Source organism: Streptococcus sp. ZY19097 (assembly GCF_040731245.1).
GTDB lineage: Bacteria > Bacillota > Bacilli > Lactobacillales > Streptococcaceae > Streptococcus > Streptococcus orisratti.
Genome location: NZ_CP160400.1, coordinates 454,318 through 480,800, shown reverse-complemented (window position 1 = coordinate 480,800; position 26,483 = coordinate 454,318). Strand labels below are relative to the sequence as shown.

The window sequence follows — 26,483 nt, the reverse complement described above, 5'->3', positions numbered from 1 at the left end:
TAAAGAAAAACTTAGTCAAACACCACTCAGTCGAAAAAACAAATAGAACTCAAGGTGGCAGTACTTCTGTCACCTTTTTCAGAAAGGACAAACTATGCCAATTAAAGAGATCAGTATAGACATCGAAACTTATTGTGAAATTGACTTACGAAAATCTGGTGTCTATCGCTATGCGGAAGATGACAGTTTTGAAATCCTTTTGTTTGCGGTATCTGTCGATAATGGACCAGTTACTGTATATGACTTAACTAAAGAGAAATTTCCACAAGATATCCTTGAGGCCTTGGTGAATGATAGTGTCATAAAATGGGCATTCAACGCTTCATTTGAGCGAATTTGCATATCCAACTGGCTCAAGAAATATCATCCTGAATTCTTATCAGATGGATTTCTCTCGCCTAATTCATGGCGGTGTAGCATGATTTGGTCCGCATATTTAGGACTCCCACTTTCCTTAGAAGGGGTTGGAACAGTTCTCAAACTCAAAGACAAAAAGATGAGAGAGGGGGCTGACCTCATTCGCTACTTCTGCGTACCTTGTAAGCCTACCAAAGTCAATGAGGGACGAATTCGCAACTTTCCACATCACGCGCCTGACAAGTGGGCTACCTTTATCGATTACAACAGACGTGATGTTGAGGTCGAATTGGCCATCAAGGAACGACTGAAAAACTTCCCAGTACCTGATTTTGTTTGGGATGAGTACCTCCAGGATCAGATTATCAACGACCGAGGTATTGGCATAGATGTTGATTTTGTTAAAGCAGCAATCAAAATTGATACAGAGAGCAAAGCTCAAATCCAAGAGGAACTGAAAGCTTTAACAAGTCTAGAAAATCCCAACTCTGTTCTACAGATGATTGGCTGGCTACGTGAACATGGAGTAACTACAGATTCACTCGACAAAAAAGCGGTGAAAGAACTTCTCAAAATGGTTGATCATACGACTGCTCAAGTTCTTAAACTTCGTCAGCAAGCCGCCAAATCAAGTGTATCCAAATATCAAGCCATGATGAACTGTGTTTGTAAGGACGGTCGAGCAAGGGGGATGTTTCAATTTTACGGAGCTAACCGTACAGGTCGATGGGCTGGCCGTTTGGTACAGCTTCAGAATTTACCACAGAACCATCTTCCTGACCTAGAGGAAGCTAGAGAACTTTTCAGAACAGGTGACTTAGAAGCTACTGAGCTACTCTACGACACACAAGATACCTTATCTCAACTTATCCGAACGACCTTTGTCCCTAGTAAAGGAAAGAAATTCATTGTTTGCGACTTTTCAGCTATCGAAGCTCGAATCCTGTCCCACTTGGCAGGGGAGAGATGGCGTAGTAAGGTATTTGAACTGGGAAAAGACATCTACTGTATGTCCGCTTCTCAGATGTTTGGAGTACCAGTTGAAAAACACGGACAAAATTCTGAATTGAGACAAAAAGGGAAAATTGCGGAACTTGCTTGCGGATATGGTGGTTCAGTCGGTGCACTCAAAGCCATGGGAGCAATTGATATGGGACTATCGGAGGAAGAACTCCAACCACTAGTGAACTCTTGGCGACAAGCAAATCCCAATATCGTTCTCTTATGGTGGGATGTCGATAATGCTGTAAAGACTGCTGTAAAGGAACAAATTCCAACATCTACTCACGGTATTCAATTTGAAGTAAGAAGTGGCATTCTATTCATTACACTCCCATCTGGTCGTAAATTAGCATATATTAAACCAAGAATTGGAGAGAACCAGTTCGGTGGAGAGTCCGTCACTTATGAGGGAACTGGAACTGCTAAACGTTGGGAGAGGTTAGAAAGTTATGGTCCAAAATTTGTGGAGAACATTGTACAAGCTATCAGCCGTGACATTCTTGCATACTCTTTGAAACAACTGAAAGAGTTTAAAATTGTAGGACATGTACATGATGAAGTAATAATCGAATGCCCAATGGAACAAAAACTTGATGAGATTGCATTATTAATGGGGATTGCACCAGACTGGATGTCTGATATTAACCTTCGTGCCGATGGATACGAATGCATATTCTATCAGAAAGATTAGCAAAAAATCGCCACCTCACAATTGAGATGGCGATTCTGTTATTTATTTAATTCTTTGTAAAGCTCAAACCCTTCTTTCTTAGTATTATTGACTTTTTTATAGCCTGCAGATTTCTGAACTCCTAGTTTTTCAAAGATTTCCTTATTCTCATAACCATCAAATAGCATTTCCAAAATTTCTGGTGCTTGAAAGTTTGATTCTGCAAGTTTTGATTTCAAAAACTCAAATTGATCCATGAATAGATAAAGCTCAATCCCATCATCAATAACTGGTAAATCTTGTTTCTCTGTGAATGCTTCCCAGGATGAAACTTTAGGGGCATTTTTACTCGGCTTACGAAAATCTTTGAGATAATCATTAACTGAGTTGTTATACCACCAGACCATCTGTTCATAGTCCTCTTCTGCGACTGGAACAAAGGCAGTTAGTATTGAAATACCCATGATACGACATTGACGAAACGTGCCACGTAGCAAACCTGAATGATGTGAAGTCATGTAGTAATCCTGTACAAACATAGGTGCTAGTACTTCACTTTCAGTTGGATGTACTCCAGTTGATGAAGATTGAGCTTGGCAGTAGTTGAAAAAGTTGACATTGATTGTCATGATTGATTGGCTTTCCAGTTAATACCGAAAGCACACATGACAAATCAAGGCATGCAAAAAATATTCTTGACCGCATAGTTACTTTCCTCTATGTTATCGGTCAGCCAATTTCACAAGCTGAAATAGTTTCCCACCATCTCTACATCTGAAATTATGGTCATCGTCATGACTCCGTATTGACAGAAGGTGTTCTTGATAAGTCTAGTATAGTACCATTGAACGAAATGGTACACAGCAAAAAATGAGGGGTAGAACAGCTTCCCTCATTCAATAAAATCGTTAAAATCAGTGTTTTTGAAACTTCCTTTCACATACTTAACTTGATGACCTCCACTCTCAAATACACGCATAACAAACAAAAACATACTAAGATTAGTAGTGAGGAAATCTCCGACGGGAGAGAGTACTCACTACTTTTTTCATTCTCAAGATGATAAAGTAGAGGTGTCTTGTTAAGTCGTGGGGCTTTTTGACGCTAGACGTCGCAACAAAAACTGGCAAGACACCTGTTTTAGAAAGAATGTTATCAAAGTATGTGGGACGCTAGACGTCGAGTATTGAAAATGACATCTCTAAAACAAGGAATCATTCAAGACAAAGAGGTAATATCATGCGTGCAGTTTTTGGGATTGATGTGAGTAAAGTAAGTTCAGAAGTGGCCATTCTAGTCAACGGCGAGAAGGTTCATGGCTATACCATGCCCAATGATGCCATTGGCTTTGCTCGGCTACTTGGCGATTTGAAAACCGTCCACAAGCCAGAAATCATCTTTGAAGCAACAGGCGTCTATTCTCGTCGTCTTCAAGCTTTTCTGGATGAACATAGCTACGCTTATACGCGACTCAATCCCTTAGAAGCCAAGAAGCAACTGGATAGCTTGCGTGTGCGAAAAACAGATCAAATTGACGCCGAAAAACTGGCTCAGTCTCAGTTTGTATTGAATCGTAAACCGACCTATGTCCAAGAAGAAGTCTATCAAGATCTGCGAGATTCAAGTCGGTTCTATCAGAACTTAACTGAGGACATCGTTCGAGCTAAAAACCGTCTGCACAAGGTCTTACAGGTCACTTTTCCTGAATTGGAAACTATCTTGTCAACACCAACTGGGGAACAATACTGGAACTTAGTTACTGCGTTTCCTTGCAAGGACTTCGTGCTTGAGTTAAGCAAGGATGAACTCTCAAAGAGCATCCGTCTGTCCACTTCAAAACGGATTTCTGACGAGCGTGTGGCCTACTTAGCAGAGAAGCTGACAGCACTAGCTAATCAATCTTATTGTGCCGTCAAGAAAACCTCTCCAATCATGGAAGAGGTCCGTTACTATGCAAAAGAATTGCTTAGACTTTCTGAACAGAGACAAGCAATCTTAGACGAAATGGTGGAACTAGCTCAACCTTTACCAGAGTATGACATTCTGCTTTCTATTCCTGGTATCGCTGAGACGACTGCAACAAGTATTATTGGTGAACTGGGAGATATTCGCCGTTTTCAGTCTGCCAATCAAATCAATGCCTTTATCGGTATTGACCTGAGACACTATGAATCTGGAAACTTCATCGCTAAGGAACACATTACCAAGCGTGGCAACCCCTACGCTAGAAAGATTCTGTTCAAATGCATTCACAATATCGCTTCAGCTAGTCACACCAATCCTTGCCATATTGCAGACTTTTATGAGAAACGAAAAAGGCAATCGCAAACGACTTCAACCAAGCCACACACGATTGCCTCCATACATCGTCTCATCCGGACAATGTATTACCTCATTATGCATAACAAACTTTACGATTACACTTTAACCCAAAATCGGTAAAACTGTTTATGCCATATTATTGTAACACCTTATTTCAAAAATCACAAAATAAGGTGTTGATTTTGTATACACTTTTTATGTAAATCTTTAGTGTAAAGTAAGGTCACTTCCCTATTTTGATGACTGTATGAAAATTATTTTTTCTCTAAAACCTTGATAGGCTTGACAAATGGTAGAAAAAACACCCCTCAAAATTTGAAGGGTGTCGTTAAAATTATTTTTCCCAAAATTCAGGAATCTTCATCTCTATCAACTTCTGGTTGCATTCATAAGCTCCCAAATGATAGTAATATCTCAGCAACATCTTATAAGCACAATGAGTCGGCATCTCATCTCTAAATGTTGTACCACTCTTTTCAATCAACTTAAAGCTAAAGTCAGGATATAGCTTCATTCCAAGAGTAATCCCCATCATCTTTTCCAGTTTCCTACTCGCATCTCTTTGAGTTTCAAAACGCTGAATAGTAGATAAACTAACACCTGATGCCTCAGCAAGATCTTCTTGAGTGATGTTTTTGCGTGTACGATGGTAGATAAGCATGGCACAAAAGCCACTCGGCATCTCATCATTGATTCTGACTACCTCTTCAAATATTCGTCCACTATCTAGAATTATTGAACCATTAACAATATTGGTGAACTCAGAGAAATCCACCTCTATTTCAACCGTCGATTTTCCACGATACATCACATACTCATTAAAGATAGTGATCGATATAGACTTATTTTTATCTGTCTTATAGAAAATATCAAACAATAGGCAACACTCATCCATATGTTTGTATGCATAGTCTGTCATTTCGTAAATACCGTACTCCACCATGTTCACATATTGAGGATCATTCAAGCAAAAATGGTTATCCACATAAACATATCGACCTGAATCCATCAACTTCCTAAACTGTTCATTCTTCCAACTCAACAGACAAGCGTTGGGAAAGGCAATAGTGAAGCTTTTGTTTTCAGTCATAGCTTTAAGTTCACAACCATAGCTTCGTAGATATTCATCTCCAACGAAATTATAAATGCCTTCAAATTCATGATAGCCCAATTGTTGTAACCGAATTTTAGCCGCTAGGCGAGAGACCTGAAAGAATTCTGCGAGGTCATCTATGATTCTTTCAAACATGGTTAATTTCTCATCACTAGCATATTTTAAGGAGTAGTCTGTAAAGAGTTGATTGACCTTTTGCCTTGTCATGGACTTAGGCATCAGAATTCTAGCAGCAATTCCATTTGCCTGCCACTCCATCCAGTCATAGTCTCTCCACTCTGATGAACTAGAGATAGTGTTATCTCTTAGACTACTACTTCGTTTATGATTCTGATCAAATAGCATTTTATACTCATTATGATGACGATGGAGCAACCAGTGAACTGATTCATGGACTATTGTATTATTATAACTCCCTTGATTACGCAAGCAGATAACTTCGGGATCTACTAAAATAGTCTTTTTCTTCACGAGTCTTGATTCTGGAGTATCCTCATCATAAAATAGAACTTCTGTATCTTTGAAGACCATCTCTCCAAAAATGGAACTATCCTCTGTTAACTTACCCTCCATCTTAGTCAATCCGATATTGGCAAGATAGCCATCAATCGGCAAAGCCATGGGAGCTTCTAGTGCTTGAGGGTAATATTGCTTCAAAATTCCTTCCGCAATCTCATCCATATCCTTAGCTTTAATGTATGGAACAAATTCTGGACTAAGACCTAATTCACTATTATCATAATCTTTTGGATCAAAGGGATTAACCTGAAGAACTGTAAAATTATGTATTCCTTCATTCAACTCATACTCAACCGTCATTCTTAACCACAGATTGGCACTATCTATTTCATAGCCATACTTCGTCTGCCCCTTAATTTCAAGAGAAGCAATGACCTGAAGTTCAGAAACAATTATTCCGTCTCTAACTTTACGAGACAAGACTTTCTTTATCGCAAAATCATCCAACTTCTTAAAGTTTGGGTCTTCAACAGTATGTGACTTGACCGATATATAGGAACGGTGGTGGTAAATATAATTATCTACTGCTTTGAAAATATCGTTATAATAGTTTGATTGAAGCAATTTTTCGAATGAATTAAACGCCATATCCTGTTCTCCTAAAACATAGTGCTATCGAGATTTGAATTACAAACATACCTACTCTTTACTCTTGCTTTATATTATACACTATGATATAATTTTGTCAATCTATAAAATGACAAAAGGGGTGAGAAAATGTTTTCTGCCAGTAAGTTAAAAGAATATCGATTAACCAATCATCTATCCCAAACAGCTATCGCAAACGAACTAGGGGTCACAAGAGCCACACTGTCTGCTTGGGAGACAGGCAAAACTGTCCCTAATAAGAAACACCTCAAAGAACTGGCTCAAGTCCTCCATATAGAAGCAAGTAACCTTCAAGAAGAACATCCCCACCTCACCCTCTACAAACAACTCAACAAGACAAACAAAAAGAAGGTCGATGAGCTAACTCACAACCTTCTCATGGAACAAAAGGGTTCTGTTGCAAAGTTTTAAATAAAGAATAAAATCCCTTACGGTATCTATGATTTAAGCTGGGATTCCCAATAATACCTTGATTTCAGTACAGACCGAAAACCCGAAGAGAGTGCCTTCTTTTCGGGTTTTCTTATATAATCCTCGGATGGCTTCCATACCTTTAATCGTGGTAGAGGCAGTGCGTAAACTTCGATAGAATTTATTGCGTCTCTTTACTGGACGATGGTCTTGTTCAATCAAATTATTCAGGTATTTAATGGTACGATGTTCTGTCCCTTGATAAAAGCCGTATTCTTTTAGTTTCTTAAAGGCACTTGTAATAGAGGGGGCTTTATCTGTGACTACAACCTTCGGTTCATCAAACTGCTTCACTAACCGCTTAAGAAAAGCATAGGCTGCTTGTGTGTCCCGTTTTTTACGTAACCAAATATCCAAGGTTAAACCATCTGCATCGATGGCTCGATACAAATAATGCCATTTTACTTTAATTTTGATGTACGTTTCATCCATTTTCCATGAATAAAAGGATTTTTTATTTTTCTTTTTCCAAATTTGATAGAGTAGTTTGCCATATTCTTGCACCCAACGATAAATCGTCGTATGAGAAACGTTAATGCCACGATCATATAAGATTTCTTGAACTTCACGATAGCTAAGGTTATAACGAAGATAGTAGCCCACGGCTACAATAATCACATCCTGCTGAAATTGCTTTCCTTTAAAATGATTCATCGTCATTCCTCCTGCTATCTTTTTCTATTATTCTACCTTATTTGATAGTAGATTTAAAACTTTGCAACAGAACCGGATTAGTCTCTGCCATTAGAAAATCCTTCACCAACGTAAGTTGGCAAAGATGCCAAGTTCACTTCCTAAGAAATATCTTTACCACCATTCCTAAAAAAAATTCAAAATCTTTCAGAGAAGCTGTTAAAGGAATTTTTAAGTTCACAGATATTAACTTAGCGCGTGAGGCTAAAAATCGATTGATTCATGATTATATCGATCAACCAAAATATTCAAAAGCTTGCGCATCATTGGATGATGGATTCGAAGACGCCTTTCAATATACCGTACAAGGAAATTCCCACAATCGACTAAAGAGTACCAATCTAATTGAACGACTGAATCAAGAAGTACGCAGAAGAGAAAAGATTATTCGCATCTTCCCCAATCAAACATCAGCCAATCGCTTAATTGGAGCCGTTCTTATGGACCTACATGATGAATGGATTTATTCTTCAAGAAAATACATCAATTTTGATAAGTAGAAATGGTAAAAACATTGTATAGCATTTTACACAGGAGTCTGGACTTGACTCACTTTCTTTATTATTTTTCATTTTTTTAAACTATTTAATACTAATGTCTTTTATAATAGCTTTTCATATATTATATAATCAATCTTTATAAGTCCTTTTATAAATTTCTTTTCTACCATTTTCGATAAATTCCTGTTTAATATTTTTAATTCCATAAACAATAGTTTCAATAGGATAATATTCTTCAACTATATCTTGATATTCTTTTGCTTTCTCAATATCTATATTTCCATACATTCTTAATATATCTTCTCCAAAATTTGTTCCTATTTCTTCTTCACTATCTTCAAGTAAGTATATAAAATCACAATATTCATCTATAATTCCAGAATCTCCAAAATCAATTATTCCAGTTAATCTATTATTGCCATCTAACAATAGATGATTACAACTAAAATCATTATGGCATAAACACTTTTTACCCTCAAAAACTGTTGTTGCATTTAGTCTTTCCATAAAACTTTCTATATAATCTTTTTCTATATCAGTTAAATCATTATAAATAGTTTCACGCAACAATATATACTCTTCTAATACATTTTGTTTATTATCAATAGTACATTCACTAATATCTGTATAATCTAAACCGTGCATTTGTCTTAAAAAACTGGCAATATCTCGTTTTAACAAATTTTGTTCTTCTTCTGACATAGTAGAATAAATTTCTGGTGTTAAAAAAGTTCCTTTAATTTCTTTATAACCTAGTATAGATAATTCATCACTAATATACGAATATTCAATATTAGGAATTTTTACATTAGTTTCTAAATTTGTATTTAAAAAATTATATATTGCTTTTTCTTTTGCATAACCTTTTTTCTTATTAGTACTAAATTTTGTTTTAAAAATGTATTCATTATTAACTAAATATGCCACACTATCATAACCACTACCGATTATTTCAATACTATCTACTTTGAAATTATCAAAGTAATGCTCAATTAAATATTTCATTGCCTTAACATTTGTGGCATTATCATCATATCTATATTCCATTAAATAACAATCTTCTTTTTTGCCCTCGTGTAATTCATGTTCTGGCAAATCTTCAATAATTCTAAAACCAGATTTTTGGTATGCCCTTATTGCTCTTGGATTATTTTTATGAGGGTCTAAAATAACTGCATTAGCATTTCTTTCTTTTTTCAAAAATTCAAAAATCAATTTAATATATCTTGTACCAATTCCTTTACTCCAATAATTTGGCTCTCCTATAAATTGATCCATACCATAGACTATCTCATCAGTTTTTGGATAATGATAATCAGTATATAACTCATCATACATTTTATATATTTGTCCATATCCAATAGGAACATTGTTATATTCAATAATTACTCTAAAAACTTCATCTTCCCAAGGCTCTGTATAATGTTTTTTTAATGATTCTAATGTATATTTTTTATCTCTACCATCATAAAATTCTAATACTCTTTCATCAGTTAACCATTTTAACATCAAAGGAAAATCATCATCTATTAAAGTTCTTATACATATTTCATTTTCAACTATATTCATTTATTTATCACCTTTTTCATAATCATATACATATACTATTTCATCTTTATAATCATTTTTACCACCTAATTTTTCATATACATGGCAAGCTCTAGGATTACCTTTATCAGTTATTAAAAACATTTCAGAACAACCAATCTCTTTAGAATATTCCTTAATAAAAGATAATAATTTTGAACCATAACCTTTGTCTTGATAGTTAGGTAACATTCCTATTGAGTGTAAATAAAACATTGTTTTTCCATCAGGTCTTAAAAGTGTATAGCAATATGCAAATCCTATAATTTTATTATTTTCTTTAGCTATAAACCCAAATGAACTGGTATCATTAAGAAATCCTTTTAAATTATCAATATCAAAAACCATATAGTACTTTTACAATTTTATCAAAAACGGTTTTATGTGTAAAAATAGTTAGTAAATCATATTTTCCAATTGAGTTACGAGGTAATATACCTCTAATTTCATTTATAACATCAGTACTTTCCATACATTTACACCCCTTGCTTATGGTTAATAATCTTTGCTAATCTTTAAAAATAGTCATTTTCAACATATTTTTTATACATGTCCTCGGTATATCTTGTTATGTTCTTACCATACTCTGGATAATCAAACCCCAGTAGTTCTGCTACCTCTTTGGACACTTCCCTGAACAATTGGTGGCATATAAATAATGACTTCCAAATATTTTCATAGGAATCCATGCGATATGTAGATAATAATCTATTCCATAGATCTTCATCAATGTATTTGTTAATATACTTATAATTTTTCCCAACACTTAATGAAAATTCTGTCTTTATCCCAACCTTCCACGACATCATCCTAAGTAGTTCAAACCGTAGAATCTGGTTCAGATGATCGATTGCAAACAGTATCTCTTTGCGGCACAATCCTTTAATAACATAAGGTGTTACATTCCAAAATTCATTGCAGCAATCATCATACTCCCTTGCGCTTGGCTTTCTTACATGATAATCTATATCAGTCGGAACTATGTCCCTTTTAATTCTACAATCTTTATCAATTAGAACCTTTATTAATTTATCGCCCTTTAGGTAATTATCTAACTCTTCCAAGGGCAATAAGGTAAGATCAATTTTATTGTAATCATCAAATAGCATAAGATAGGAAAATCCCTTTTCTTCAGGTGGGAATAATTCCATATCCTCCGGCTTTTGCATCATTATTATATTCCCAAATTGATTAAGCCAGTCATCATTAGATATAAACGGTTCTATATCACTTACAAAATATGTAATATCATAATCCTGAAATTCATCTTTAGGTATATTAATATTTGCGCGTGACCCCTCAAGGGTCACAATTCGAATACGTTCATCCTGTTCTGCTAAAGAAAGTACTAAATCCATCATTTCTTTTTCTGATCTCATTTACATACTCCTCGTTTATTTTTTCTATATTATTACATCTTCTTTTTTGCCGATACAATCAGCATCATTGGGCGTCGCATTTCATCCGCCATCCCCGGAATATCCATCATGTTCTCTGGCGGCTGTGGCTCCACAATCTGATTTATTATAAAACTATTTGAAAGCAGTGTATTTAGATATGTGGTCAGTGTTCTATGATATTTTGTAACCTTTTCTTCCAAAAACATAGCTGTCCGTTTGCCCTCATAATAATAATTGTCCACCGGGAAATGCAGTATTTCTCCTTTTTCGTTATAATACCAGTCTTGTGTTCCATGAGCAGTAAAAACAGGATGTTCAACTGTAAAAACTAAATTGCCACCAGCCTTCAGCATCCTATATATCTTTTTTATTAAATTCTCATAGTCTGCTACATAATGAAACGCAAGCGAACTTAGTATTACATCAAAGCTCTCCTCTGGGAAATCCACATCTTCTATGGCACAGCATTCATATTCAATCTGTGGAAAATGGGTTTTTCCTTTTGCTACTTCGAGCATTTTATGAGAAATATCAACACCTACTACAGAGGAAGCACCGTTTTCCATCGCATATATACAGTGCCATCCATAGCCGCATCCTAAATCAAGCACACGCTTACCCTTAAAATCAGGTAGCATCTTTTTCAAAGTCTCCCATTCTCCCGCACCAGCCAGTCCTTTCTGCGAGCGACTCATTTGACTGTATTTTTGAAAAAATATATTATCATCATATTTGTTTTCTTTCATCTGAACTCTCCTCGTTTAAAAAGTTATTTATCTCCGATACAATTTCATTCACTTCATTATAAAGCTTCTCGGTCATGTCGTAGCATTCAAAAAGTGAGATACCGAGTACTTCAAAAATATGATTTACCTTCTCGGTATATTTTTCAGGTTTATGTTCAAAAGTTTCAAGCAGTTTTATAGCTTTCTTTTCGTTGATACAATAAGCATTATTACATGCAAATAACACTTGATTTAAACATGAAACTATACGAAAAACATGACCCGCAATATAATATTTATCGTCTGTTCCCGAATTTGCTTTTACAAACATTAAAGAGAACCCTGCTTCAAACATAAAAAAGTTAACTAAACTTTTCTGCAAAGCATTGGGATAAGTTTCTGCCTGTTTTTTTAATTCGCATAAGCTTTCATTCTTAGCATATAGTATTTTGCTAATCGCTAATTCTCCTCGATACATTGCACTAATATAACCATGGGGATGCCCAGTCTGATAATTGGCAGTAACAATTCCGTGCTCTGTATCTTTCATTATTTGTTCCACACGTTTAATATCACGTAAAATTAAATCCACATGATACCCGTTTATGACTAACCATCCGCCGCCATTAATCCAATCACCCCATGCTCCGGGAGGTACAACAAGGTTATTTCTATGCTCATCATCCAGCTTTGTAGCGAATTGATTAATAGTATTTATGTCAAATGATTCTGAATTGTAATAGATGCCGATATCTATATCCGAATCCTCTGTATGGGTGCCCCTTGCACGTGAATCACCTAAAACAATACCTTCTATATAAGACAGAGAGGATAATTTCTCTGCTACTGATTTAATATTATTATCTACCATCAAGCATGCTCCTTTTATCGATTCACTGCTGTAAAAATTCCAAGCCAAATCTTTTGCTTCTACTCAACATATTTATAATTTTTTTAATTTCACAAAAGATAGTTAAAACTTATCAATTGTCTTTTTATACCTCTGCTGATTAGATGAAGTCTTTTCAATAGCCTTTAAATTACCATTCATTTTGCTAACATGGTTTAAAAATAACGTTCCAAGCAGAAGTCGATCCTTTCTGGGTATCCTATTCCACACATATCCCTTGAATAAATCTTTAACAAGAAAAACTTCGCCATCATTTAGATTTTCAGTTTCTCTAATAGCTTCTTCCAATAGCTCATTTACATCAATCATGTTGTCCACTCCTTATTAATAATAATATCAACAACATTGTTGATATTATTATACGTATATTCACAGTCAAAGTCAATCCGTAAATAAGAAAAGCCACCAATCAAGGAAGTAACACCTCTCAATTGGTCGCCATTTCTGATATCCTATATCTCAATATCTATTTCAACACCTGATTTAAATTCAACAGTGAGCTTATCATCAAATACCGTATCAAATCTTTCAAAAGTACTTTGTTTTCCGCAATTAGTGCAGTTTGTTTTTGTTAAAAAAATTGTTGTCATTCTACTTTTCCTCTTCATCATTATTAAGTAAGCAACTTGCTCTCACTTATTATATTCGCAATGCAAAATAAATTTTGGAATTTTTTTCAAAAAAAGTTAAGTTGTATTGTATCAATTTCAGAACTCACACTTCAATCGACCATTCAGGCGATAATAGAGGTGGGTACGTTTCTATTCCCAAAAACTCCTTGTCAATGGAAACAAATACGTACCCACAGGGTAAATGGAAATAGAATTGGATAATTTCTAGCTATCACTTCTACTCCCTCCAAAAAATTACTCACTCTGATACTTACCCACTCAATACAAAAAGACTTGCAATCAAGGCTTTTCAATATCCCTTTCGTTCAAAGGTTCCTAGTCTTTTACGAGCAGAGCAACACACTCGACGTGGCTCGAGAGGACAGAATGAATGTCATATAAGTGTGTCCGTTCTCGGAAACATATCCACTGCGTTTTTGGCACTATCGGTAGACGGGAACATATCCACCAATCGTACCGTTTACGAAAAGGGCACTCTTACTAGGAGCGCCCTCAATAATAAACATTAATGTAATCAATAGTCTTTTTTCTTTACTGGAATCCAGATTTCGCTTCGATACTTTGGATTTCCAGTGTCTGGACTCTCATTCCATAAAATTTCAGGACCTTCAACCGCCTCGTATCCTGAAGATGGAAACCACTCTGAGTATATCCTACCCCACACATTTTGAAGTGTTTCCGGAAATGGTCCAATCGATTCAAATACAGCCCAGGTACTAGCATCAATTTTTAATACATCAAAATCTGCAGTTTCATTACTTGATGTTGCTACCCCGATGTAATGATCTAATTCTCCTTTCTCTTCCATTCTACCTTCTGAAAAATTAGTGGAAGCACTAATAATACCTGTAGGTTCTACATTTGAAATTGCTTTTAATTGATTAATAACATCCATGGTTAAAAGTTCAGTCATTTTTGCAATCTCTGGATTGACACCTTCAAAAATAATTGGAACTCTCTTCTTAAATCCTACTAACTTAAAAGGTCCTTTCTCAACAATACGATAGTTCATTTCGCATCCTCCTTTAATTGATAATTGAAAGGTCATTCGAGGATAAGCTTTTAATTGTGTATTCTCACTCCTTGCCTCAGAAGGGAGAATGCCATGCAGAGAATGAAAAGCACGGGAAAATGAATCAGCCGAATTATAGCCATATTTGACGGCTACATCAATTATTCTCAAATCCCTATCTTTCAAATCAAGTGCAGCCAACGTCAGTCTTCTTCTCCGAATATATTCTGATAAACTTATGCCTGCTAAAAAAGAAAACATCCGCTTGAAATGATACTCTGAACAATATGCGATTTTAGATACTTCAATATAATCAATTTCCTCTGTTAAGTGCTCTTCAATATACTCCAATGCATTATTCATACTTCTTAAAGAATCCATCAAACAACCTCCTTTCATCATCAATATTATCAGAGGATGCATTTATCCATCCGACAATCTGTGCACAGTATTGTCGATTCCCTTACATGTAATTAGTATCGTTAAACTAAATTTATCTTTGGGATGTTTACAACAGGAATCCTTTACTTTTCTTCAGTGTATCTTTCTTGCTGCAAAAATTCCTTTGCTTCGCTAAGGCATAAATCCCAATGACTCTTTCTTCAAAGTCAGCTTCATCTAGCCTTGCATTGCTATCTTCTCTTATTCGTTCCAACAGTTCACTTCCAAATCCAGAAAGGGAATCTTTAATAGAACGTGCCGTATCTTTTCCTCCTCTAAATTCTAATTAAATCGGAATTTGTCAGTTACTTGTATTCACTCGGTACAGGAATATTAAATCTCTCGCACAATAGTTTTACATCATGCATATCATTTTCATCATGCTCATAGCCCAGATGAAATAACACTTGATTTTCAGCATCGATACATCTTACCGTTTTATCGCCTATTTTCCCAATGCCGCTAAAGACTTCTGGAGGATATGCTTCTCCCTCAAAAACAATGTATCCTTGTTCGTTGAATTTAAATATATGAAGATCAATTATCCTACCTTTACTATCCTTATAAACCGTATGAGATGTGGTGGTATATGCTTCGATAACTTCAGCAAAGCCATATTCTTTTAATATTTCAATAAACTTTTTACCATTACTTTCTTCCACAAATAAATCAATATCGTTGTGTACTCTTGTTTCTTCTTCTAATAGAGCATCTACTCCCCAACCACCATCTATCCAAATGTTAATATCATTTTCTTCAGCATATGTTATTATCTCAATGGCATCAGTTTTACTTACCATGTAATCCCTCCGTTCAAATTAAATCTATAAGTGATAAATCTCAAAGCTATTTCTCCTAATAATATAATGTCTATTGTTCCAATCAAAGCTAAAGATGAAGCTTGCCTTCTTTAGCTCGCAATAATTAGAGCTAAATCGAGATTCCAGCACCCCCTAGATTTAAGTTCCCTTTTGTGCCGTGGTAGAAAGGCCCCAAGTCTAGGAATTTTTCATGAATTGCTCTAACCCTGCTTTGGATGTTAACATTTCAAGATTATTAAATATTTCCTCTTCGCTCCAGTTCCACCATTGTAGCTTTAGCAAGAATTCAATCTTTTCGTCACTAAAGCGTTTTTTGATAAACTTAGCTGGATTCCCACCATATATTGTATATGGCTCAACACTTTTCACTACTGTTGAATTAGCGGCAATAATCGCACCATCACCAATTTTAATACCCGGCATAATGGTAACATTTTGACCTATCCATACATCATTGCCAATCACTGTATCTCCCTTAAAAGGAAGTTGTTCAATTGTAGGAGTCACCTTTTCCCATCCATGGCCAAAGATATTAAAGGGATAGGTTGTAATTCCATCCATTCTATGATTTGCACCATTCATAATAAACTTAACACCCTCTGCAATTGCACAGAACTTTCCTATTATAAGTTTATCCCCTAGAAATTCGTAATGGTGCTCTATATTATCATAAAATTTCTCCGGTGTTTTTTTATTATCGCTATAATAGGTATATTCCCCAATCTCCACATTGGGTCTTTTAGGTAGATTGCTTATAAAACAAACCGTCTTTATATTTTCATTTGGATAAAGTTTTTTCTTATCTGGTCCTATCATAAAATATTAGCTCCTTTAATCTTTAATTACTTCATTACCTTGGCATTGTAGGACTTTCTATCTTTCGTTTTGATTCCTTTTACCAGGGTTTCTTTTCCCTCCAGTAATTCTTTTACATTCGTTTTGGTTAGTTTTTTCTTTCTAAAATGTTCAGCTAAAGTAAACTTACATTCAGGATAATTTGAACAACCATAAAACGATTTTTTTAATACAATATTGTTGCCACACTTAGGACATTTTCCTACAAGGGGTCCCGAGCGCATAGTGGGAATTTGTACCCCTTATCGATACAAATTCCCCGTAGGCGCTAGGGACCTCTTTAGCTTCTTGGAAGCTGTCAGTAGTATATCTAATAATTTATCTCCATTCCCTTTAGTAACGTGTAACTTTCCAAATTTAAAAAAGCGACTCATAGAATTATTTCCTCCCGTTAAATAATAGATAACTATTAAAAATAGACAATACTTGCTCATAAGTAACGGTACTTAAATTGTTTACTTTGGCGTGTTTCATTGCTTGATGAAACTGATTTTTAGTAAACAGTTGACGATATTCTCGATTGACCCATTTTGAAACAAAGTACGTATATAGCTTCCAATATTTATCTGGAACATCTGTGGTATGGCGGGTAAGTTTTATTAAGACGCTGTTTACTTTTGGTTTAGGATGAAAGCATTCCGCTGGCAGCTTAAGCAATTGCTGAATCGAGACTTGAGTGTGCAAGAGCAACCCTAGTGTTCGGTGAATATCCAAGGTACGCTTGTAGAATCCTTCTTCAACAATCAGATAGATGTCAGACGCATGGCTTTCAAAAACCACTTTTTTAATAATTTGTGTGCTTAAATGGTAAGGAATATTCCCAACAATTTTATACCTCTGTTTGTTAGGGAATTGAAACTGTAGAATATCTTGGTGAATTAAAGTGACACGAGTATTCAGTTTTAATTTTTCTGACGATAAGTTGAATAGATGACTGTCTAATTCAATAGACGTTACCTGTTTACTTATTTTAGCCAGTTTCGTCGTTAAATGCCCTTTACCTGTTCCAATTTCGTAAACGGTATCGGTTTCTTTTAAATTCAATTGTTTTATTATTTGGTTGAGTACTTTTTCACTCGTTAAAAAGTTTTGAGAATATTTTATATTTTTGTTCATGTAATCACTCCTGAAGTGATTACATCTGTAAATAAATACAGAAGTTAAATGATTTGTTTGTAATTTTAGTTATCTGTTTAAAAAGTCATAAGATTAGTCACTGGTAGGAATTAATCTAACGTATTTATTTATCTGCGTAATCACTGTTTTTAGTCTGTTTCAAAACAGTAGATGTTTTATCTACATTACGCATTTTGAATACCAACATGACGAATCCCTCCTTCTTAATTACAAATTTTTAGCATCTAATTTAACTTCAATTCCTATTATACAAAATTTTATCAAATCTTTCAAATGTACTTTGTTTTCCACAATTGCTGCAGCTTGTTCTTGTTAAAAAAATTGTTGTCATTCTAATTTTCCTCTTCATCATTATTAAGTAAGCAACTTGCTCTCACTTATTATATTCGCAATGCAAAATAAATTTTGGAATTTTTTTCAAAAAAAAAGTTAAATTGTATTGTATCAATTTCAGAACTCACACTTCGGTATGAGTCAGCACTAACTGATCAATTTTATCAACACCTCTACTTTTGAGATAAGGGATTAACGTACGCTCTGCATTGCTATCTGATTGTCGCTCCTGCCAGCTCTCTTGAGATGAAAAACTGACCTTCCCGCCCACATCAATAAGCACTGTCTTTCCAGTGACGTCCCGCAGAAAAATACTATCGCCTTGACCAATATCAACCACCGTTACCTCGTTGCACGGTGGGTTCTTGCTTATGAAAAATAGCAGAGGCAAAAGTAAGCAAAGTTGTAGCACCAACTTTTTTCTCCTTAGAACATCATAAAGAAATCCTAAGGCAATCAACATGGATAAAAATACAGTTAAATCAGGTTGTCCAAAGACTAACGGGTGATTGAAATATCGTTCTACCCATGTCACTACTCTTTCCAATCCTTCAAAAATACCATTAACAAAACTGATTTTTACTAATGGTGATAATAGAAATATCACCGATAAGACGGGCAACATAAAAACATCAAAGACTAGAGAAAATACAGCTGTCAACACAATTGATGCGGGCTGAAAAGTTGCAAAATAAAAAATTAAAACAGGTAAGATTCCAAAAGTAATGGCAGTAGTCTCCGCAAGTTTCTTACGATACTCACTAAGCCCATCAAAATCAATCAGAGATAAGATAAACGCATAGGAAAAACTTAGCACTCCACCTGTTGTCAAAAGGTAATGCGGTAGGAAAAAGAACATAATCATCAGCGTCAGCGCAAGATTATCCAAACGTTTGATTTCTAAATTTGTCAAACTAGCTTGAATGAGACTACGGATAACTGATACAGAGAAACCTGTCAACCCTGCATAACAAATGGAAAAAGGAATTTGTAGCCAATCTACATAATCTTTGCGCCAGCCCATTCTCAAAAAAAGGAAGCGAAAAATACCTAGAAAAAAACCTACCTGCATACCAGAAAGGGCAAAAAGATGGATAATCCCAAGACTAGAGTAAAGATTGCCCATCTCTTCAAAAGACTTATCCAAATATCCAAAAAGCAGGCCTGTCATGTAATGCTGCATAGGGGAAGGAAAACTCTGCTGAATGTGAACAATGGCTTTTCTACGCCAATCATGCAAATAGCCAGTTAGAGATAGTCTAATTGCTTGTTGCATGTTTGTAATAGTCTCGATTTTAACTATGCGATAAATCCCTTTGCGTTTGAGATAACTCCGATAATCAAATCCCTTGAAGTTACGTCGAGGTGTGGCTTCCTCGGTTGTCGCTTGAACTGTCAAAATTATAGTTTTATCCAATTTTTGGAAAAAGCTTTGCTCCTCTTGCGACTTGAATTGGTAAAAAGCTTGATAGGTCCTACCATTAGATTTACCCTCAAAAGATAACAAATCACCATTAATTGAAATGGTATCAGGCACCAGTTCAATCTGAGTCAGACTGGCTGGCGCTGCTGCATAGTCCTGTTCTTGTTTAAAGTGCAGTGTCACAAAATATAAACCAAAAACCAACAAACAACCAAATGTTTGAAAGAATTTCTTAGACCCATAATGTCGATACAAATTAATGAGAGCAAAGATAAATAAAATTAGCCCCGCTACTGTCCATGAAAAAATAAGAAAATAAAGTAAGACTAGCAAAAAAGCCAAATGAATTGGCTTAATAGGTAAGTAATTAGTCAACACTCACCTCTGATTTCAGTTTTTCAAGCGTTTTTTCACCAATTCCTGAAACATTTGTCAAGTCATCTACTGACTTAAAACCGCCATTGTTGTCACGGTAGTCAATAATATCTTGTGCTCTTTTCTGACCAATTCCTGAAATAGTTTGTAAATCTGCCAATGTAGCAGTATTAAGATTGATTTTTTCTGTCGTCTCTTCTTTGCTACCTGACGCATTTGTTGTTGCTGAACTTGGAGAAGGAGTTGAGATCACACTAATATCCTCGCCCTGATTGGCAACATAAATGACCTCTTCATCACTAATTTTCTGGGCAAGATTAATAGATTTCTTATCAGCTTGAGCCGTCAGCCCACCAGCTGCCTTAATGGCATCGGTCACACGACTATCTGCTGCCAAGCGATAAACTCCCTCTTTATTGACTGCACCTTTGACATCTACAACTAAATCAGTCTTAGATGAAGAAGTTTCTGGCTCACTTGTAGATACTGATTTCTCAGAATTTTTAGAAATTGTACCTTGGGCACTGCTAGGTAAAGCTAAATCAGCTGAAACTGGTTGCACTGGAGCAAGAAATTGTGTCCACACAACAAGACCTAAGCCCAAGACAACTCCCCCTCCTATTAGAACTGACCACAGTTTATTCTTTTCAAAAATATCACGACATTTTTCTAAATAATCTTTCAACATATTATCACCTCACTTTTACTATACGAAAAAACTCGCCAAAATTGACGAGTTTTTTTAATTACGGTGTTTATCTGGATCCCAAACAAAGCTTGCTAGATAGCTAAAGAGCAATGTAAAAAGCACGACGATAATTGCCACAATAGCCAAAGGCAAACGGTAAATGTATGTCAGAGGATTCGTACGTTTATCAACATAGTAGCTGTCATTTTCAGCATCTAGTCTGTCAAATTCAGCCTGAATACGACGAGCAACTTCCGCAATTCCTTCATCATTCATTCGTCTAATATCCGACACATCAATAGGATTCCCAAAATTCATGTCAATACGCTCACCTGAAATTAGACCACTGAATTTCATAGGTCCTTTATAGGCTGCAGGCATAATTTTTACTTTAGCCATCTTGGCAATAACAGCTACACCTCCTTTTACATCAGTCGAGTGGCGACTACCACTAGGAAACATAACCAAGGAACGATTGCTCTTTTTTAGCATATTGACAGGGTATTTGATGGCCTGTTGACCAGGGTTATCACGATCAATTGGAAAGGCTCCACACATTTTTATCCACCAGCCAAAGATGCGATTTTTGAACAATTCTTTCTTCGCCATGAAGATGAATTGCTTAGGGCGTGCCGCAAAGGCCATGTAAACGGGATCCCAGAAGGTACGGTGGGGTGCCACCAAAATATAGTTTTCGTCCTTGCTTAAAATCTTGTCTTCATTGTGGTAGTGAGCATTACCATTGAAAACCCAAAGCAGAAAAACAACCAAGCCACGCAGGTAAGTATAAAACACTAGCTTACTCCTTTTTTAATCTTTCTTTTCATTGTATCACGATTAGGTTATTTACGAAAGAAGAAACTCATTTTTAAACGTGCTATAATGAATAGCCTATAATGAATAGAGGAGGTATGGTATATGGTAACTTACATCTGGCTTTTCCCTTTACTCTTTATCTTTCATGATATGGAAGAAATTGTCGGCTTCATGCCTTGGATGAACAAACACAAACAGCTGCTCCAAGAGAAGGCTCCGCTTTTTCTCAAACTTCACGATGGCCTTTCAACGGAAGGCTTTGCTTTAGCCGTTTTTGAGGAACTGATAACCGTCTTAATATTTTCACTGGTCGCTCTTATCGGCCATCATAGAATCCTCTACCTCATCTGGTTAGGTGGCTTCATCGCCTATGCCCTCCACCTACTGGTTCACATCTTTCAGGCACTCTTTCTCAGACAGTACATTCCCTCGCTAGCGACGTCTCTTATCTGCCTTCCTATCAGTTGCTGGATTATTGGAAAAGTTAGTCTGCTGTTGCAGGTTCGTTGGGCGGAGCTGCTTGTTTTTTCTATCATTGGCTGTCTCATTGTCGGTGTTAATCTAATTTTAGCACTCACGCTTGGCAAGCAATTCTCAAAATGGCTGGCCAAAAAGTCATTCCTCTAACTCAATTGTCACTTTTTCTGCTATAATGAAGACTATGACAAATCCGATTTTAAAAGAGGGAGAGCGTATTGACCAACTCTTCTCTACTGACGTCAAAATTATTCAAAACAAGGACGTCTTCAGCTACTCTATTGACAGTGTCCTGTTGTCACGCTTTCCAAAAATCCCTAAAAAAGGTTTGATCGTTGACCTCTGCTCGGGCAACGGTGCTGTTGGCCTCTTTGCTAGCACTGCGACTTCGGCTCCCATCACCCTAGTTGAATTGCAAGAGCGTTTGGCGGACATGGCAGAGCGGTCTATCCGACTCAACAACCTGCAAGACCAAGTGCGGATGGTCAATGATGATTTGAAAAATCTGCTGGACCACGTCCCCCGCTCGCAAGTTGATCTCATGTTATGCAATCCGCCCTATTTCAAGGCTACAGAGACTTCCAAGAAAAATCTGTCCGAGCATTATTTACTAGCGCGGCATGAAATCACAACCAATTTGGAAGAAATCTGTCAAGTCGCCCGCCATGCGCTCAAATCCAATGGCCGCTTAGCCATGGTTCACCGTCCTGACCGCTTCCTCGATATTATCGACACCATGCGCAGTTACAACCTCGCGCCTAAGCGTATCCAGTTCGTCTATCCTAAGGCAGGCCGCGAAGCCAACATGCTCCTTATCGAGGCTATCAAGGATGGGTCAACTGATGGACTCAAAATCCTACCACCTCTTTATGTCCACAAGGATAATGGTGACTATACCGATGAAGTTTTTGAGATTTATTTTGGCAAAAACGGCAAAGCAAACTAATATGACAGCAACAAGCAAGAAATCAGAGACAAGTCTTAAGAAAGCTTATATGTATGTGCTCAAGTGCGCAGATGGCAGCCTCTACACTGGCTATACAACCGATCTTGACCGCCGCCTCAAAACCCACAACGCAGGCAAAGGTGCCAAGTATACCAGAGCTAGACTCCCCGTCAAGCTCCTATACTCGGAATGCTTCGCCAGCAAAGAAGAAGCTATGAGCGCCGAAAGTTACTTCAAGCAAAAAAATAGAAAACAAAAACTAGAATATATAAAAAAACACACCGCAAAATAATCTGTGGTGTGCTTTTTGTAATAGGCTACGTATTACCGCCAAGGGTTGTAGAATCTACCTTGGTTAACATAGAAAAGAGTTAAACTCGTTAAAAGGATGATAAGGGCAAGAGAGACTGTCGCAACGTCCTGTTTAGTAAAGTTTTTTTGGGTGTACCAAGTCCGCTTTTTATTTTTCCCGAAACGGCGCAACTCCATAGCTGTTGAGATGGTGTCAATACGACCAAGCGAGCTAAAAATTAAGGGAATGACAATTTGAAGATTCCCCTTGATGCGCTCAAGTAGCTTAGCCTTCTTGGATAATTCCAATCCACGCGCTTCTTGTGACATGCGAATCATATAAAATTCCTCTTGCACATCTGGGATATAGCGAAGCGTCAAACTGACTGCATAAGCCACCTTGTAAGGTACTCCGATTTGATTAAGACTGGAGGCAAACTGGCTCGGGTGAGTTGTCATCAGAAAGAGCACCGCCAATGGCACTGTACAAAAATATTTGAGAGTCAGATTGAAAAGATAAAAAATTTCTTGACTGGTTAGGTAAAAAGGTCCCCAGCCCTGCAAAAGTACTGTCTTTGCGCCATAAATGTTCTCACCATAGCTTGGTGCAAAGAGATAAACCATGAGAACATTCAAAAGTGCAAAAACGGTAATGAACTTGATTACAAAAGAAATCTGACTCCAACGAATTCCAGCCATTTTCAGCAAAAAAGTCGCAAACAAGGCCACAAGCAAAATTAATCGTGTATCATAAGTCGTCATGCAGGCAATTGACACTAAAACGAAGAAAAGCAACTTACTGGCACCCGACAAATGATAAATGAAGCCAGAATTTTCCTGATAACCGATAAGTTGATTAGCCATGGGCTCCTCCTTCTTTTTGGATATAGAATTGAGTCAGGGCAAGAGGATCCGCCTTAATTTTTTCAGCTAAATCAAAGAGACTGGTTCGCTTCAAGTGCGCTTGCTTCAAAATTTCAGGCTGTGCGAAGAGCTCAACAGGAGAACAATCTGCCAAAATCTGGCCATCACTGACCACCACACTACGATCTGAATACTCTAGCATGAGTTGCATGTCATGCGTAATCATGACAATAGTATGGCCCACTGCATGCAAATTGTCCAAAAAACGCATGATTTCGGTATAATTCCTCTTATCTTGACCTGCTGTTGGTTCATCCAGCAAAATAAGTTCAGGGTTAAGTACCAAGATAGAAGCAATGGTCACACGCTTCTTCTGACCAAAGGATAGAGCCGAGATAGGCCACTTCCGAAACTCGTAAAGCCCACATGTTTTCAACGTATTAAGCACTCGTTCTTCTACCTCAGCTTCAGCAAACCCTCGCAAACGCAAGCCCAAAGCCACCTCATCAAAAATCATACTCTGACTAATCATCTGATTAGGATTTTGCAGAACATAGCCAATCCTCTCCGCCCGTTCCTTAACCGAATCTGCTGTAATTGACTTCCCTTGATAGAGCATCTCACCAGTTGACTCAATAAAGTGGCACAAAGCCTTAGCTAGTGTGGATTTTCCAGCACCATTACGACCAACAATAGCCAAACGTTCCCCTTTGCCGATGGTCAGATTGATGCCCTTCAAAATTTGGCGCTCAGCATTATAGGCAAAATTGAGATTTTTGACCTCCAAGAGTTTTTCTTTGGGTAATGGCTGAGCTGATCTACTCGTTTTGTCAAAAGTCAGACCATCTAAGTCTAACTGATCAAGTTCAGACAGATGCTCTGCCATTTCTACAGGAAAACCCAAATCACGTAAAGTCGTAACATAGAGTGGCTCTCGAATCCCATTATCTGCTAGAAGCTGAGTTTTTAACAACTCATCAGGTGTCCCATCAAAGAGAATGCGACCATCGTTGACCAACACGACCTTATCCACCTGACGGTAGAGAACATCCTCCAGACGATGCTCAATGATGATAGTTGTCGTCTCTTGCTCGTGGTGGATACGGTCAATCAAATCAATAGTGTCTTGACCCGATTTTGGGTCAAGATTCGCCAATGGTTCATCAAAAAGTAAGATGGGACTCTCGTCAATCAACACTCCTGTCAAACTAACGCGCTGCTTTTGCCCTCCAGATAAATCTTGCGGACGATGATTAAGAAAATTCAACAAATCTAATCGCTGTGCCCAGTCGTGAACTTTCTGTACCATCTCACTTTGAGTAATACCGTCATTTTCAAGAGCAAAGGCCAGATCCTCTGCTACCGTTAAGCCGATGAATTGACCGTCTGGATCTTGCAGAACGGTAGAAACCAAGTGTGATTTCTCATAAATAGATAAGTTAAAAGCATCCTTTCCATCAATGGTGAAGGTCCCCGATTTCTCTCCGTGGTAGGTATTGGGAATAATTCCATTCAGACAGTGACCAAGAGTAGATTTTCCTGAACCCGATGGTCCAACAATCAGCACCTTCTGCCCCTTTTCGATGATCAGATTGATATCCTTCAAAGTTGGCGCCGCTTGTGCGTCATATTTGAAGGTAAATTGTTTAAACTGAATAAATGGCGCCATAATCTCTCTCCATAATATTAAGTTGTCCTAGCAAGTGTGCGTAGAAAGTAAAACCTTCCCCAACGCTCACCATAAGCGGACCAAAATGTTTAACTTTCTGCATTAAAGCAAAGCAGACAAGCCGATATCAGCTTGTCATAAATGTTATAACTATTAAACTAGTCCTTAGTTAAACTACCTGACTTCACACGAGACTTAGCGTAAGCGGCCAACAAGAGGCTACCACCGATGGCAATAGTCACACTATTAACAGCTGCCGACAAAAGCCCTTGAGCAAAAACCTTGCTTGAGGCTTCGTGGTAAATCAAGATATCACCGTAAGGCGCAACAACAGCCCACCCGACAACATTGGCAACAATTTGCACAAAGTTAAACCAAAGGTAGTCACCGACTGTCAAATGACCCTTTTCAATATTGATTTTCTTAGACAAAAGACCAATGGCAAGACCAAGCAAGCCACTCACCAAAATCCATGTCCACCAAGGATTGCCATATTGGAAAGCATCTTTCAGAGTATGCCCTATAAAACCAGAAAAGAAACCTACAGTTGGTCCGTAGATAATAGCAAAAAGGGCGAGAACCGCATACTGAAGCTGAATGCTGGTATTCGGCACGAAAGTAGGAATATTAATCAGCATACCAATGATTACAAATAACGCTGCTCCAATTCCTGTTGCGACAACTTTTTTGATTGAATTGTTTTTCATGATAACTCCTTTATGATTATTAGAACTTGTATTCACAAGTGAAGTGTTTTTGTATAAGAGATAATTTTTCACTAATCAAGGCAGTTTTTTGAGAGAATACTGACTGTATCTTGAAAA

Annotated in this window: 27 protein-coding genes and 3 pseudogenes; 7 read left to right on the top strand and 23 right to left on the bottom strand. The window is 36.9% G+C overall.

All coding sequences use genetic code 11. The annotated features are described in order from the left end of the window. Nucleotides 1-94 precede the first annotated feature (94 nt). Nucleotides 95-2,050, top strand: a complete 1,956-nt coding sequence (locus tag ABZ559_RS02430) for a DNA polymerase (RefSeq protein ID WP_024411459.1) — start codon at nucleotides 95-97, stop codon at nucleotides 2,048-2,050. A gap of 38 nt (nucleotides 2,051-2,088) precedes the next feature. Here the strand turns inward: ABZ559_RS02430 and ABZ559_RS02425 are convergent, their stop codons facing one another. Continuing rightward, complete coding sequence (locus ABZ559_RS02425; protein WP_024376920.1) at nucleotides 2,089-2,658, bottom strand: hypothetical protein; 570 nt, start codon at nucleotides 2,656-2,658, stop codon at nucleotides 2,089-2,091. A gap of 610 nt (nucleotides 2,659-3,268) precedes the next feature. Here ABZ559_RS02425 and ABZ559_RS02420 point away from each other — a divergent pair. After that, a complete protein-coding gene (locus ABZ559_RS02420) occupies nucleotides 3,269-4,471 on the top strand; it encodes an IS110 family transposase (RefSeq protein WP_367005835.1) in 1,203 nt (400 codons plus the stop codon). A gap of 214 nt (nucleotides 4,472-4,685) precedes the next feature. Here ABZ559_RS02420 and ABZ559_RS02415 read toward each other — a convergent pair whose 3' ends face one another. After that, on the bottom strand, nucleotides 4,686-6,572 hold the full coding sequence (locus ABZ559_RS02415) for an XRE family transcriptional regulator (protein WP_024376919.1): 1,887 nt from the start codon (nucleotides 6,570-6,572) through the stop codon (nucleotides 4,686-4,688). 129 nt (nucleotides 6,573-6,701) lie between these two features. Here ABZ559_RS02415 and ABZ559_RS02410 point away from each other — a divergent pair, with 129 nt between their 5' ends. Continuing rightward, a complete protein-coding gene (locus ABZ559_RS02410; RefSeq protein ID WP_029743928.1) occupies nucleotides 6,702-7,004 on the top strand; it encodes a helix-turn-helix transcriptional regulator in 303 nt (100 codons plus the stop codon). A 33-nt stretch (nucleotides 7,005-7,037) separates the two neighbouring features. Here the strand turns inward: ABZ559_RS02410 and ABZ559_RS02405 are convergent, their stop codons facing one another. Then, a complete protein-coding gene (locus ABZ559_RS02405) occupies nucleotides 7,038-7,718 on the bottom strand; it encodes an IS6-like element IS1216 family transposase (protein WP_029180466.1) in 681 nt (226 codons plus the stop codon). 74 nt (nucleotides 7,719-7,792) lie between these two features. Here ABZ559_RS02405 and ABZ559_RS02400 point away from each other — a divergent pair. Beyond that, nucleotides 7,793-8,257 (top strand): annotated as a pseudogene (locus ABZ559_RS02400) (transposase); the annotation flags it as partial. 129 nt (nucleotides 8,258-8,386) lie between these two features. Here the strand turns inward: ABZ559_RS02400 and ABZ559_RS02395 are convergent. The 17 genes and pseudogenes from ABZ559_RS02395 to ABZ559_RS02315 all read right to left on the bottom strand — a co-directional run bounded on the left by ABZ559_RS02395 (nucleotide 8,387) and on the right by ABZ559_RS02315 (nucleotide 21,391). After that, complete coding sequence (locus ABZ559_RS02395; RefSeq protein WP_001028141.1) at nucleotides 8,387-9,826, bottom strand: bifunctional aminoglycoside N-acetyltransferase AAC(6')-Ie/aminoglycoside O-phosphotransferase APH(2'')-Ia; 1,440 nt, start codon at nucleotides 9,824-9,826, stop codon at nucleotides 8,387-8,389. Further along, entirely contained in the window at nucleotides 9,827-10,192 is a 366-nt protein-coding gene (locus ABZ559_RS02390; protein WP_002303448.1) for a GNAT family N-acetyltransferase, read from the bottom strand. It abuts the gene before it with no gap. Between the two features lies 1 nt (nucleotide 10,193). Continuing rightward, nucleotides 10,194-10,316: pseudogene (locus tag ABZ559_RS02385) on the bottom strand (adenine phosphoribosyltransferase); the annotation flags it as partial. 43 nt (nucleotides 10,317-10,359) lie between these two features. Further along, the gene (locus ABZ559_RS02380) at nucleotides 10,360-11,223 is read right to left on the bottom strand and encodes an aminoglycoside nucleotidyltransferase ANT(6)-Ia (protein ID WP_002294505.1); all 864 of its coding nucleotides are present in this window, start codon (nucleotides 11,221-11,223) and stop codon (nucleotides 10,360-10,362) included. A 32-nt stretch (nucleotides 11,224-11,255) separates the two neighbouring features. Beyond that, entirely contained in the window at nucleotides 11,256-11,990 is a 735-nt protein-coding gene (locus ABZ559_RS02375) for a bifunctional 2-polyprenyl-6-hydroxyphenol methylase/3-demethylubiquinol 3-O-methyltransferase UbiG (RefSeq protein WP_000662263.1), read from the bottom strand. Then, the gene (locus tag ABZ559_RS02370) at nucleotides 11,971-12,840 is read right to left on the bottom strand and encodes a nucleotidyltransferase domain-containing protein (protein ID WP_367007157.1); all 870 of its coding nucleotides are present in this window, start codon (nucleotides 12,838-12,840) and stop codon (nucleotides 11,971-11,973) included. The genes ABZ559_RS02375 and ABZ559_RS02370 overlap by 20 nt, the downstream gene beginning before the upstream one ends. Before the next feature lie 102 nt (nucleotides 12,841-12,942). Next, the gene (locus ABZ559_RS02365) at nucleotides 12,943-13,188 is read right to left on the bottom strand and encodes a single-stranded DNA-binding protein (protein WP_000567889.1); all 246 of its coding nucleotides are present in this window, start codon (nucleotides 13,186-13,188) and stop codon (nucleotides 12,943-12,945) included. A gap of 143 nt (nucleotides 13,189-13,331) precedes the next feature. After that, nucleotides 13,332-13,469, bottom strand: coding sequence for a hypothetical protein (locus tag ABZ559_RS02360; protein WP_158531099.1), 138 nt, complete (start codon nucleotides 13,467-13,469; stop codon nucleotides 13,332-13,334). A 556-nt stretch (nucleotides 13,470-14,025) separates the two neighbouring features. Continuing rightward, the gene (locus ABZ559_RS02355) at nucleotides 14,026-14,904 is read right to left on the bottom strand and encodes an AraC family transcriptional regulator (RefSeq protein ID WP_024411461.1); all 879 of its coding nucleotides are present in this window, start codon (nucleotides 14,902-14,904) and stop codon (nucleotides 14,026-14,028) included. A gap of 365 nt (nucleotides 14,905-15,269) precedes the next feature. Next, nucleotides 15,270-15,764 (bottom strand): nucleotidyltransferase family protein, encoded by a 495-nt coding sequence (locus ABZ559_RS02350; protein ID WP_024411462.1) that lies wholly within the window; start codon nucleotides 15,762-15,764, stop codon nucleotides 15,270-15,272. Between the two features lie 198 nt (nucleotides 15,765-15,962). Then, nucleotides 15,963-16,601 (bottom strand): Vat family streptogramin A O-acetyltransferase, encoded by a 639-nt coding sequence (locus ABZ559_RS02345; RefSeq protein ID WP_024411463.1) that lies wholly within the window; start codon nucleotides 16,599-16,601, stop codon nucleotides 15,963-15,965. Nucleotides 16,602-16,627: 26 nt separating this feature from the next. Then, nucleotides 16,628-16,849: pseudogene (locus tag ABZ559_RS02340) on the bottom strand (topoisomerase DNA-binding C4 zinc finger domain-containing protein); the annotation flags it as partial. A gap of 169 nt (nucleotides 16,850-17,018) precedes the next feature. Continuing rightward, nucleotides 17,019-17,756 (bottom strand): 23S rRNA (adenine(2058)-N(6))-methyltransferase Erm(B), encoded by a 738-nt coding sequence (gene erm(B), locus ABZ559_RS02335; protein ID WP_002321849.1) that lies wholly within the window; start codon nucleotides 17,754-17,756, stop codon nucleotides 17,019-17,021. A 124-nt stretch (nucleotides 17,757-17,880) separates the two neighbouring features. After that, on the bottom strand, nucleotides 17,881-17,964 hold the full coding sequence (locus tag ABZ559_RS02330; RefSeq protein WP_013641314.1) for a 23S rRNA methyltransferase attenuation leader peptide: 84 nt from the start codon (nucleotides 17,962-17,964) through the stop codon (nucleotides 17,881-17,883). Between the two features lie 270 nt (nucleotides 17,965-18,234). Next, nucleotides 18,235-19,908: a ComEC/Rec2 family competence protein gene (locus ABZ559_RS02325; protein ID WP_367007156.1), complete on the bottom strand. Its 1,674-nt coding sequence runs from the start codon at nucleotides 19,906-19,908 to the stop codon at nucleotides 18,235-18,237. Next, a complete protein-coding gene (locus ABZ559_RS02320; protein ID WP_367007155.1) occupies nucleotides 19,901-20,596 on the bottom strand; it encodes a helix-hairpin-helix domain-containing protein in 696 nt (231 codons plus the stop codon). The genes ABZ559_RS02325 and ABZ559_RS02320 overlap by 8 nt, the downstream gene beginning before the upstream one ends. Nucleotides 20,597-20,650: 54 nt before the next feature. Continuing rightward, complete coding sequence (locus tag ABZ559_RS02315) at nucleotides 20,651-21,391, bottom strand: 1-acyl-sn-glycerol-3-phosphate acyltransferase (RefSeq protein ID WP_277291104.1); 741 nt, start codon at nucleotides 21,389-21,391, stop codon at nucleotides 20,651-20,653. Between the two features lie 123 nt (nucleotides 21,392-21,514). Between ABZ559_RS02315 and ABZ559_RS02310 the strand changes: the two genes are divergently transcribed. From ABZ559_RS02310 to ABZ559_RS02300, 3 genes are read left to right on the top strand one after another with little or no spacing between them, the layout of a single operon-like run. Then, nucleotides 21,515-22,039 (top strand): HXXEE domain-containing protein, encoded by a 525-nt coding sequence (locus ABZ559_RS02310; RefSeq protein ID WP_367007154.1) that lies wholly within the window; start codon nucleotides 21,515-21,517, stop codon nucleotides 22,037-22,039. Nucleotides 22,040-22,073: 34 nt separating this feature from the next. Then, complete coding sequence (locus ABZ559_RS02305) at nucleotides 22,074-22,835, top strand: tRNA1(Val) (adenine(37)-N6)-methyltransferase (RefSeq protein WP_367007153.1); 762 nt, start codon at nucleotides 22,074-22,076, stop codon at nucleotides 22,833-22,835. 1 nt (nucleotide 22,836) lies between these two features. Then, nucleotides 22,837-23,127 carry a GIY-YIG nuclease family protein gene (locus tag ABZ559_RS02300; protein ID WP_051071837.1) on the top strand — a complete coding sequence of 97 codons (291 nt, stop codon included), beginning with the start codon at nucleotides 22,837-22,839 and terminating at the stop codon, nucleotides 23,125-23,127. 32 nt (nucleotides 23,128-23,159) lie between these two features. On the opposite strand, the gene ABZ559_RS02295 is transcribed toward ABZ559_RS02300, so the two are convergent. The 3 genes from ABZ559_RS02295 to ABZ559_RS02285 all read right to left on the bottom strand — a co-directional run bounded on the left by ABZ559_RS02295 (nucleotide 23,160) and on the right by ABZ559_RS02285 (nucleotide 26,366). Further along, a complete protein-coding gene (locus ABZ559_RS02295) occupies nucleotides 23,160-23,990 on the bottom strand; it encodes an energy-coupling factor transporter transmembrane component T (RefSeq protein ID WP_367007152.1) in 831 nt (276 codons plus the stop codon). Further along, nucleotides 23,983-25,659 (bottom strand): ABC transporter ATP-binding protein, encoded by a 1,677-nt coding sequence (locus tag ABZ559_RS02290; RefSeq protein ID WP_367007151.1) that lies wholly within the window; start codon nucleotides 25,657-25,659, stop codon nucleotides 23,983-23,985. The genes ABZ559_RS02295 and ABZ559_RS02290 overlap by 8 nt, the downstream gene beginning before the upstream one ends. A gap of 158 nt (nucleotides 25,660-25,817) precedes the next feature. Continuing rightward, nucleotides 25,818-26,366 (bottom strand): ECF-type riboflavin transporter substrate-binding protein, encoded by a 549-nt coding sequence (locus ABZ559_RS02285; RefSeq protein WP_273404957.1) that lies wholly within the window; start codon nucleotides 26,364-26,366, stop codon nucleotides 25,818-25,820. Nucleotides 26,367-26,483 lie beyond the last annotated feature (117 nt).